The sequence below is a fragment of the Rhizobium sp. 01T437 genome, assembly GCF_056398505.1.
Map to the genome: position 1 here is coordinate 20,562 of NZ_JBFTPM010000043.1, position 8,537 is coordinate 29,098.

11 protein-coding genes and 1 pseudogene are annotated in these 8,537 nt (G+C 58.6%); 6 read left to right on the forward strand and 6 right to left on the reverse strand.

Annotation, left to right across the window (positions count from 1 at the left end; genetic code table 11):
- Window positions 1-104: 104 nt before the first annotated feature.
- The 3 genes and pseudogenes from AC1DM5_RS35645 to AC1DM5_RS35655 all read left to right on the forward strand — a co-directional run.
- Window positions 105-1,511 carry an NfeD family protein gene (locus tag AC1DM5_RS35645; protein WP_477824052.1) on the forward strand — a complete coding sequence of 469 codons (1,407 nt, stop codon included), beginning with the start codon at window positions 105-107 and terminating at the stop codon, window positions 1,509-1,511.
- Window positions 1,508-2,281 (forward strand): slipin family protein, encoded by a 774-nt coding sequence (locus AC1DM5_RS35650; RefSeq protein WP_477824053.1) that lies wholly within the window; start codon window positions 1,508-1,510, stop codon window positions 2,279-2,281. The genes AC1DM5_RS35645 and AC1DM5_RS35650 overlap by 4 nt, the downstream gene beginning before the upstream one ends.
- Before the next feature lie 6 nt (window positions 2,282-2,287).
- A pseudogene (locus tag AC1DM5_RS35655) lies at window positions 2,288-2,532 on the forward strand (8-amino-7-oxononanoate synthase); the annotation flags it as partial.
- Between the two features lie 92 nt (window positions 2,533-2,624).
- On the opposite strand, the gene AC1DM5_RS35660 reads toward AC1DM5_RS35655, so the two are convergent.
- The gene (locus tag AC1DM5_RS35660; RefSeq protein ID WP_477824054.1) at window positions 2,625-3,194 is read right to left on the reverse strand and encodes a nucleoside 2-deoxyribosyltransferase; all 570 of its coding nucleotides are present in this window, start codon (window positions 3,192-3,194) and stop codon (window positions 2,625-2,627) included.
- Between the two features lie 156 nt (window positions 3,195-3,350).
- Window positions 3,351-3,761 (reverse strand): hypothetical protein, encoded by a 411-nt coding sequence (locus tag AC1DM5_RS35665; protein WP_477824055.1) that lies wholly within the window; start codon window positions 3,759-3,761, stop codon window positions 3,351-3,353.
- 249 nt (window positions 3,762-4,010) lie between these two features.
- Here AC1DM5_RS35665 and AC1DM5_RS35670 point away from each other — a divergent pair, with 249 nt between their 5' ends.
- Window positions 4,011-4,289: a CrpP-related protein gene (locus AC1DM5_RS35670; RefSeq protein WP_477824056.1), complete on the forward strand. Its 279-nt coding sequence runs from the start codon at window positions 4,011-4,013 to the stop codon at window positions 4,287-4,289.
- 305 nt (window positions 4,290-4,594) lie between these two features.
- On the forward strand, window positions 4,595-5,047 hold the full coding sequence (locus AC1DM5_RS35675; protein WP_477824057.1) for a hypothetical protein: 453 nt from the start codon (window positions 4,595-4,597) through the stop codon (window positions 5,045-5,047).
- 352 nt (window positions 5,048-5,399) lie between these two features.
- Here the strand turns inward: AC1DM5_RS35675 and AC1DM5_RS35680 are convergent, their stop codons facing one another.
- The 4 genes from AC1DM5_RS35680 to AC1DM5_RS35695 form a co-directional block, all read right to left on the reverse strand.
- On the reverse strand, window positions 5,400-6,014 hold the full coding sequence (locus AC1DM5_RS35680; protein WP_477976863.1) for a L,D-transpeptidase: 615 nt from the start codon (window positions 6,012-6,014) through the stop codon (window positions 5,400-5,402).
- Window positions 6,015-6,330: 316 nt separating this feature from the next.
- Complete coding sequence (locus AC1DM5_RS35685; protein ID WP_477824393.1) at window positions 6,331-6,792, reverse strand: MarR family winged helix-turn-helix transcriptional regulator; 462 nt, start codon at window positions 6,790-6,792, stop codon at window positions 6,331-6,333.
- Window positions 6,792-7,217 carry an EVE domain-containing protein gene (locus AC1DM5_RS35690; RefSeq protein WP_477824394.1) on the reverse strand — a complete coding sequence of 142 codons (426 nt, stop codon included), beginning with the start codon at window positions 7,215-7,217 and terminating at the stop codon, window positions 6,792-6,794. Before AC1DM5_RS35690 ends, AC1DM5_RS35685 begins: the two co-directional genes overlap by 1 nt.
- 2 nt (window positions 7,218-7,219) lie before the next feature.
- A complete protein-coding gene (locus tag AC1DM5_RS35695) occupies window positions 7,220-7,642 on the reverse strand; it encodes an SRPBCC family protein (RefSeq protein ID WP_477824395.1) in 423 nt (140 codons plus the stop codon).
- A gap of 295 nt (window positions 7,643-7,937) precedes the next feature.
- Here AC1DM5_RS35695 and AC1DM5_RS35700 point away from each other — a divergent pair.
- A partial coding sequence (locus tag AC1DM5_RS35700) for a 3'-5' exonuclease (RefSeq protein ID WP_477824396.1) occupies window positions 7,938-8,537 on the forward strand: 600 nt, incomplete at its 3' end.

An 8,537-nucleotide genomic window follows, 5' to 3' on the forward strand; every position in this document is an offset into this window, starting at 1 on the left:
ACAAGGACAAGTCGAGTTTCGAATTTGAACTGGTAAGTCGCCTGCCTCTTCGGTGAAGAAACTTCTGCCTTATCTTTTGGTAAATCTGGCGTATATTTGAGTGTATGAATATTGATCGGGTGACCGTGCGGCCCCGGAGGTATTGCCGAGAGGCAATCCGTATTTTCGCTTTGGCATTGATCTGGGGTTCAGCATTCCTGTTTTCCGTCGCCCCGACAGCGGGCTCGGAACGCGTCGCTTTACTGCTGCGATTGAATGGCGCCGTCAGCCCCGCGTCCGCCGACTATGTGATACGCGCCATCCAGCTTGCCAACGATCGTAAAGTGGCGTTGGTCGTCCTGCAAATGGATACGCCCGGCGGTCTCGATACGTCGATGCGGGACATCGTTCGGACAATCCTTGCCTCGTCTGTGCCGGTCGCGAGCTACGTGGCTCCGAGCGGCGCCCGCGCGGCCAGTGCCGGCACTTACATCCTCTATGCCAGTCATATCGCCGCCATGGCGCCGGGTACCAATCTGGGCGCCGCAACGCCCATTGCCCTCGGTGGGAGCGGACAAGACAACGGCCAGAACGGCGACAGCAAGGAGCGACAGTCGCCCAACGCTGCAGAGGCAAAGGCAGTGAACGACGCTGCTGCCTATCTTCGGGGGCTGGCCGAGTTGCGTAATCGCAACGCCGACTGGGCGGAAAAGGCGGTACGCGACGCAGCCAGCCTCTCATCGACTGCGGCCGAACGCGAAAAAGTCATCGATTTCGTCGCGTTCAGCGTCGACGAGCTGATGGCGAAAGCCAACGGTCGCACGGTACGGGCAGGAGGAACGGACATCCGGCTTGATACGACGGGTCTCGCTGTCCAGAGCATCGAGCCTGACTGGAGAACACGCATGCTTTCGGTCATCGCCGACCCGAATGTCGCACTCATTCTGATGGTTATCGGTATTTACGGCCTGATATTCGAGTTTCTCACGCCCGGAGCGGTTATCCCGGGAACAGTCGGCAGCATATGCCTGCTGCTCGGTCTCTACGCCTTGGCAATGCTACCGGTCAGCTACGCCGGCATCGGCCTCATCGTGCTTGCGGTTGCTCTCTTTGTCGCCGAGGCGCATGCACCGACATTCGGCGTCCTCGGCCTTAGCGGTGTGGTCGCCCTCGTCCTGGGCGCAACCATTCTCTTCGATACGGATGTGCCCGATCTGAAAGTGAGCCGGCAGGTCCTGGTTGGTATCGGTGTCTCAGCACTCGCCTTCAGCCTCATTGTCGTTCGCCTTGCATTCGGCGCGCGCCGGCGTGCCGTGGTGACCGGTGCGGAGCAGATGATCGGCATTTCAGGGAAAGTCTCCAGTTGGACGGGCACGACCGGCTACATTGTCGCGCATGGAGAGCGCTGGAGCGCCGCCTCCGCCGAACCGCTCACGGACGGAGACGACGTGACGGTCATTGCCAGAAATGGGCTAACCCTCGAGGTCACCCGTGATCCCCGCAAGAAAGAAAGCAAGGAGGAGCGCACATGACCATGATTGGAGGTTTCATCTTCTATATCGTCGCAGTCGTCCTGTTACTGATCATCCTGGCGAACGCGATCAAAATCTTGCGCGAGTATCAGCGGGCCGTCGTCTTTACACTTGGTCGATTTACCGGCGTGAAAGGCCCCGGATTGATCCTACTTGTTCCCTACGTACAGCAAATGGTTCGGGTCGACCTGCGCACGCGCGTGCTCGACGTCCCCAGCCAGGACGTCATCTCCCGTGACAACGTTTCGGTTCGAGTCAGCGCGGTGATTTACTTCAGGGTCATCGATCCGGAGAAGTCGGTGATTCAGGTCGAGGATTTCATGGCAGCCACGAGCCAGCTTGCCCAAACGACGTTGCGCTCGGTGCTCGGCAAGCACGATCTCGACGAGATGCTCGCGGAGCGCGACAGGCTCAACGAAGATATCCAGAGAATGCTCGACGCCCAAACAGACGCGTGGGGCATCAAAGTGGCCAATGTTGAGATCAAGCATGTCGACATCAACGAGTCGATGATCCGTGCGATTGCCAGGCAAGCTGAGGCAGAACGCGAGCGGCGTGCGAAAATCATAAATGCCGAGGGCGAGCAGCAGGCCGCGGCAAAGCTGGTGGAAGCGGCTGAAATGCTGGCCAGACAACCGTTGTCAATGCAGCTGCGCTACTTGAGCACGTTGAACGTTATTGCCGGGGAAAACAGTTCGACGATCATATTCCCGTTCCCCATGGAACTCATTCATCTCCTGGGCGGCAAGGCAGACAAACCAACTGAATGAACACGTGAGGCGCTCGAAGCGGGAGCGGCTGCGATTTATGGGATTGAAAGGGTCCTCTATTTCGGAAGCGGATTTGCGGCCAATGTCGCGCCCTTCTCGTCGCTGCCGCAACGCGACGATCTGATCGTCCATGATGTGCTGATCCATGCCAGCGCCCATGACGGATCTCGGCCAGCAAGGCTGAGGCGGCTACCGTACCGCACAACGACGTCTACGCTGATCACCTTGATGGCGACGCTGCGCATGGATGGCGACGCTGCGCATGGATGGCGACGCTGCGCATGCAGAGAACCCGAAAGGTTTACCCTAAACCCCAATCCATCAAGCGCCGGGACTGACCACTTTAGCGCAGCTTCTCAACGGCGACGGCAAGACACATCCTGAACGCGGCAAGGTCCGTATAGAGCGCATCCCGCGGTGCGTCTCCGATGATGAGGACGCCACCGCGTCGCTCAATCCCGGCATGTAGCATGAGATTGTCGGCCAGGCCGAAATCCTCGATCGCAATCCCGTTCGGGTCACGCAGTCGACCTTCCGCATCATGCGCGACGGCCCCGCCATAAAGATCGCTCACTCGTCCGCTGTGATCGCGTGCCACATTCGTGTAAGCGAATACAGGCTTACCGCTTGCGCACATGAAGCCGAGTTCGAAGGCCGTCCCGGTATCGGCGGCAATGCCACGAAAGGGTGTCAGATTGGCGATGATTGCGTCAGCCTGGATCATCATCTTCTCGTCTACCGCGTTTATCGCTGCGGCCCGCTCGCGCTTCGAGTTCGTGTGCGGGATTTCCAGATCGCCGGGCGAGAGCGGGAGAAGTCCCGCCTCACGGGCAAGTGCTGCCTTGCGGTCGAGGATCTCACGGGCGTTGGGAAGGAAGACCTCCGGGCCGGCCAGATAAACTTTTCTTGTCATAAAATTGCACCTAAAAGTGATGGGCTCGGCAACAGATACCTTCTCGCTGTATAGCGAAGAAGGATCACAATCCAGCGGGCGAAAACCGCCCACCGGCGCGGCGCGTATTAGCGCGTACAAATCGCGCTCCGGCGCTGCGGCTGGACAGGCGGGTGGTCAGTCGGAAACCGTCACGTCGATCCAGCGTCCAGTCCCTTGGCTGCCATAGATATCGACGTCAATCCAGACATTGCCGTGAACGATCATTGCCGCAGCTTCCCCGGTCATCGTTCCGTTGCGCAGCATGGCCTCGAGCGACTGACGATTGGCCGGGTCGGCAAAGAAGGAGTCCGACTGGTCATCATTGTCGCGAACGCCGTACTGATGGAAATTCGCCCGATCCTGGCGAATGATCTGCCAGGGCTGCGTGAGCCGCGTTCCTTTTGAATTGAAGAGATCGGCCTCGCCGATATAGGCACGATAGTGCTCGATCAGCTGGTTCGTATGCGTGGCCGTCACGCTCGACTGGGCAAGGACGGGTGTTCCGACAAGCAGGACACCGGCGACGATCAGAAACAGTTTTCTCATGATGCTCCTCTTTTGAAGATCAATAGTGAGAACCGCTTTTTTTGCCAGGATCAAGAGCGGGGATAGTTAACGGCGTGGCAATATTCAGGTTCACCGCGAGTGTCGAAGCGCCACGTTGTACAGGGTGGTGTCGCATAGTCGAACTGTCTATCGGACATCGATATTAACCTAAGCAGAAGCTTTAATTAGGATAGCCTTGAATGCCCAAGGCGTCTTGTTATCATCTCCCTCACTCGGGGATCGAGGCGCATGACAATCGAAGAACTGATGGATCTGCAGGAGGCTGGGGCGAGAGCTTATGTTCTCGGGCTGAAGGCCTATGAAAACCCGTATCTGGACCCGAGCAGAATGCCTGCGGCCGGCCGTCATGAGCTTGGAGACTGGCTGGCACGGCACGATGCCTGGAAATTTGGGTGGGATATCGAAAGCGCCAGCCGGGAGGGGCAGATCGTGACCTTTGTCAGAGAATTGCTGGCCTCACCGAGACATAGGGTCTCGAAAGACCAGGTTTCCCTGCATACGGCCTGACGATCACCGAGTTGAAACCGACAAGCGCCGGATCCCGATGGGGCTTGCGATTTCGTGATCCGATCCGCTTGGGGTTGGTCAGGGGACGATGACGCGTTTCGGAATGTCCGGATGGATGTGGAGAAGGAAAGCAGGATTTTCGTCGCACGACGGTCGTGCCCCGGACCAGCCACCGGAGCCGTCGCTTCGCGTCGTAATTAGACGCCGAGAGCATGTGATTGACTCTTGGTCGTCGTGAGAACATAATAAGAACATTAGCGGTGTGACGAACACCAATCCGAAAAATCTGAGGCAGGAGAACGACGATGCGAACGCATTCGAACGATGGCGAAGCTGTGCCTGATGTAAAAGTATCTCCCTTTGCCGGTGTCTATTGGGGACCCTTGGTTCCCCTGAAGCGCGAGGCGACGCACAGGAACCTCCGGACTGCCGTCGAGGGACGGACCGGTGCCGAGCTTCTGACGGCAACAGCTTTCAATCGCGCTTCCGACACGCCCTGCGCTTGTTTCGATATCGCAATCGATGCCAGTTCCGGCGATGGCTGCGGCATCTTTCGTATGGTTGTCGTGGAGGCCGGAGGCAACGAACCACATGACGTTGCCACGCCGGCGTTCTGGTTTCAGTGCGAGAAACCCGAGGACATTGTCGTCAAGTTGCATAGGCATCTGGACGAGCTGAAGTTCTTCGAAAACCTCTTTGACTACGTGGAAGCGGCGGTCAGCCGATACGAGGAAAAGGCCGGACGACGGTTTCACTGACAATTGGATGGCGGACGGAAATCTCGTGAGCATTGAGAGCCATTCTTCGGCACCAGGCGCAAATGTCGTCGTTGAGCATTGCTGCTCGATCCCCCAATGCGAAGAACGGGGAGGTTTTGGCCTGTCTCAAGGCACATCGTCTGCGACGCGCTGGTGGTGCTGGCCGCACTATCCCTACAAGACGCCACCCAACGGTCCGGTGCGAGCGCAATGATTGCTGCGATTTTGATGTGCGCCTCGCTCACCGCCATGGACGGCGATACGGTCATGAAATTATGGAACGCAGGTCAGACCCCGTCTTTCTTGAAGTAGCAGAGGCGAGCCCCCGATAGTTCGGTCAAGCGATATCCGGCTACCGCTGGACGATCACCTGGGTCCCCGGCTGCACCATCTCGTATAGCTCCTCGACGTCTTCGCGATACATCCGAAAGCATCCGTTCGACGCGTTGGTGCCGATAGAAGAGGGGTCGTTGGTGCCGTGTATGCGTAGCAGTCCGTCGGCAAGATAGATCGCTCGGGTACCGAGCGGATTTGACGGGCCTGGCCCTACGACGGCTGGTAACCTTGGATTTTTCTGTCGCATGCTTGCAGTTGGCCGCCATTCGGGATGCTCGCGCTTGGATACAACGCGCGTCGACCCGTACCATTGTTTGCCTTCGCGCCCGACTGCGATGGGGTAGGCAAACTGTTCACCCCATGCCGTCGTGTAGACAAGCGTATGCTCGCGTGTCGCGATGACGATCGTTCCCCGTGCGCTCTGTGTCGACCGTTGCCTGCGCTCACGCGAGGGTTCCTGATATCGAGGCGTTGGCTCGTAGTAAGGGGGAGGTGGCGGATAAGGGCTATATGGATCGTCATAATAATAGCCACCGTAATCGTCGTAGCCATCGTACCGCCCATAAACTTGGGCTTGAGCGTTAAAGACCGTCAGCAAAAGGGCTGCAGCGAGGAATGCCAGCAATCTCATTTTATGCCATCCGCTTGTTATACAAGCATGATTGGGCCGAACTCTGTGGCGGCACTATGGCCGCTAACGCCCAAGAACGCAGAGCCCAAGCTGGTTCCACGCAGACCTTTGGTTCAATGTTGATGACTTTCGTGCCCTTGCCCATCAATTGCCAACGGTCTGAAGGGCAAAACCCAGGCCGTCGAGAGCTAGGTGACAGATAGGTATTGAAAGACATAAGCAGGCCCAAAGGTCTTGAGTCTGTGCGATACCATCATGTCAGGCATGGGTGCCTTCAGTTCGATTTTACGGGTTGTCGTCGTCTAACCGCGACGACCTATGAATTCCGGTTGAGCGTCTGAAGCAGCTTGACCAGATCGCGTGCGTTGCCGACGACAGGCTTGAAGAAAGCGGCATCGGTCTCCTCAACGACCATCACAGCCTTCTGTGCCAGCGCGCGGCCGACGCTAGTGACCGCGACCAGCTTGGCGCGGGGATCGTCGGGATGCGGTCGCCGTGTCAGATATTTCAGCTTCTCCAACGAACGCACGATCTGCGAGGTCGTCATCGGGTCGACGCCGGTGAGCTCGCCAATCCGCACCTGGCTCAGCGGTTCCTTGTCGCCGAACCAGGTGGCGCAGGCCAGGATCACGAATTGCGAATGCGTCAGCCCTAGCGGCTGTAGCGCCGCTCGCTGCTGGCGTTGCCAGGCATTCGACACCCGCCATAGCAGGAAGCCCGGACTTTCTCCGGGGCCTGAGAAACTCGTGGGCAACGGCGGCGGCTCTTTTTTGCTCATCACGCCGCAACCGATAGCGTCACGCCCATGGCGCCAGCAATGGTCGAAAAATCACGTGGCGACAGTTTCAGGTGCCCGCGCCGAAGCGCCATGCCCCAATTCGGCTGTGCGCAGAGATCGAGTTCGTCCTTGAGCGCGGCGAGCGAGATTTCCCGCGCGATAGTGTAGCGGATACGGCGGCGGAACGGCACGAAGCCACCACCCATGTCGTGCTCGAACACGTCTTCATCGATGACCTCGCCGATCGCGGTGAAATTACGCAGCGCCTCGCCGCCCATTTCTGTTGTCGGCGAGTAGTAGATCAGCCAGTCGCCGGGCTGCATCCGCCGCAGCGGTGCGGCCTTGCCGTGACAGACCTGCGCAAAGCCGCCGGACACGCCACGCTGGACATGCGCGCGCGACACCACACCAAGCCATCCCGCCATGATCAAGCTCCTTCGGCAGCGGCCGCCAAGGCAGCCAGGACGTCGGGGAAATCGGCCGAGATCATCGGGCCGATTTCGGCAGCCTCAGATCCGCGCGCATCGACGGAATAGGTGATGCGAGTGCGTGACCGTGAGAGTGGCTCAATTCTATGTGTAACGGTGACGATGAGGTCGCCGACGTGGGTCTCGTCGATGAAGCACTCATTCTCGCGCACCTCGGTCAAAACCGAGCGGAACGCATCCTGCCCAGGCGGCTTCATCACGAAACCGGTGCCGGCAGCGAACGGCCCTTCCAGCGCGATCGTTTCGATTCCAGCGTTCCAGCGCGGCCATCCCTGGACGTCACAGAAGAGCGCCCAGACGGCTTCGGGGCTCGCGGCTGTTTCAATGCTGAATTGCGTCTGCCAGGCGGACTGTGAGGTCATCGTTTCTTTCCTAGATGATATGTGCACTTAGTATATGCGTACATAGTATAATTGCAAGAGGCAATTTTGCAGTTTCCCGCGAGGGACCTTGCAGGAACGTCCTGCCATGATTCCTGCTTGCTACTATCCAAGCGCTGGGCGAGGGGCTGCCACCTGTCTACCACGGTCTTTTCGCTTTTGGCTGTGGCTTAGGGTGTGGCACGACGCTTGATGAATTTTCGAAACGAAGGGATTATAAATGCGTCGTTGAGATGGCGTTGGGGAAGGCCGCTTCTGAAAACCCCTGAAAGAGCGAATGACGCAGCAGTTCGATTTTTTTGTTTCGGAAGAGACCAGGCCAGTGACGAAGCCAGGCGCTGCGAAGCCGAAGCGCCCGCCTTCGGGTGCAACGAACGAAGCGGCGATGATCCGGCATCTGAAGGCGACGGGCCGCTATCGGATCCTGACCAGGATCGAACCGCAGCCGGTCGCCGTCGCCCCGCGCCCCGAATTTCTCTTGAGAGGCGTGATCCTCGACCTCGAAACGACGGGTCTTGACCATCGTAGCGACGAGATCATCGAGATCGGCGCCATTGCGTTCACCTTCGATCCATCCGGCACGATCGGCGATGTCACAGATGTCTATAGCGGGCTGCAACAGCCAATGAACCCGATACCGGCGGAAATCACCCGACTGACCGGCATTACCGACGAGATGGTTGCCGGTCAGATGATCGACACCGGCACGCTGCGTGCGCTCGTCGGGTCCGCCGATCTCGTCGTTGCCCATAATGCCGGCTTCGATCGTCCGTTCTGCGAAGCGTTCTCGTCACTTTTTTCGGGGAAGGCATGGGCCTGTTCGGCCTCCGAGATCGACTGGGCGGCGCGTGGCATGGAAGGGACCAAGCTCGGCTAT

Bases quoted from the DNA above. Each gene is read 5' to 3' on its own strand.
- AC1DM5_RS35685 (WP_477824393.1), bottom strand. From the start codon at position 6,792: ATGAGCAAAAAAGAGCCGCCGCCGTTGCCCACGAGTTTCTCAGGCCCC.
- AC1DM5_RS35695 (WP_477824395.1), bottom strand. From the start codon at position 7,642: ATGACCTCACAGTCCGCCTGGCAGACGCAATTCAGCATTGAAACAGCC.
- AC1DM5_RS35660 (WP_477824054.1), bottom strand. From the start codon at position 3,194: ATGACAAGAAAAGTTTATCTGGCCGGCCCGGAGGTCTTCCTTCCCAAC.
- AC1DM5_RS35650 (WP_477824053.1), top strand. From the start codon at position 1,508: ATGACCATGATTGGAGGTTTCATCTTCTATATCGTCGCAGTCGTCCTG.
- AC1DM5_RS35675 (WP_477824057.1), top strand. From the start codon at position 4,595: ATGCGAACGCATTCGAACGATGGCGAAGCTGTGCCTGATGTAAAAGTA.
- AC1DM5_RS35680 (WP_477976863.1), bottom strand. From the start codon at position 6,014: ATGAGATTGCTGGCATTCCTCGCTGCAGCCCTTTTGCTGACGGTCTTT.
- AC1DM5_RS35670 (WP_477824056.1), top strand. From the start codon at position 4,011: ATGACAATCGAAGAACTGATGGATCTGCAGGAGGCTGGGGCGAGAGCT.
- AC1DM5_RS35665 (WP_477824055.1), bottom strand. From the start codon at position 3,761: ATGAGAAAACTGTTTCTGATCGTCGCCGGTGTCCTGCTTGTCGGAACA.
- AC1DM5_RS35645 (WP_477824052.1), top strand. From the start codon at position 105: ATGAATATTGATCGGGTGACCGTGCGGCCCCGGAGGTATTGCCGAGAG.
- AC1DM5_RS35690 (WP_477824394.1), bottom strand. From the start codon at position 7,217: ATGGCGGGATGGCTTGGTGTGGTGTCGCGCGCGCATGTCCAGCGTGGC.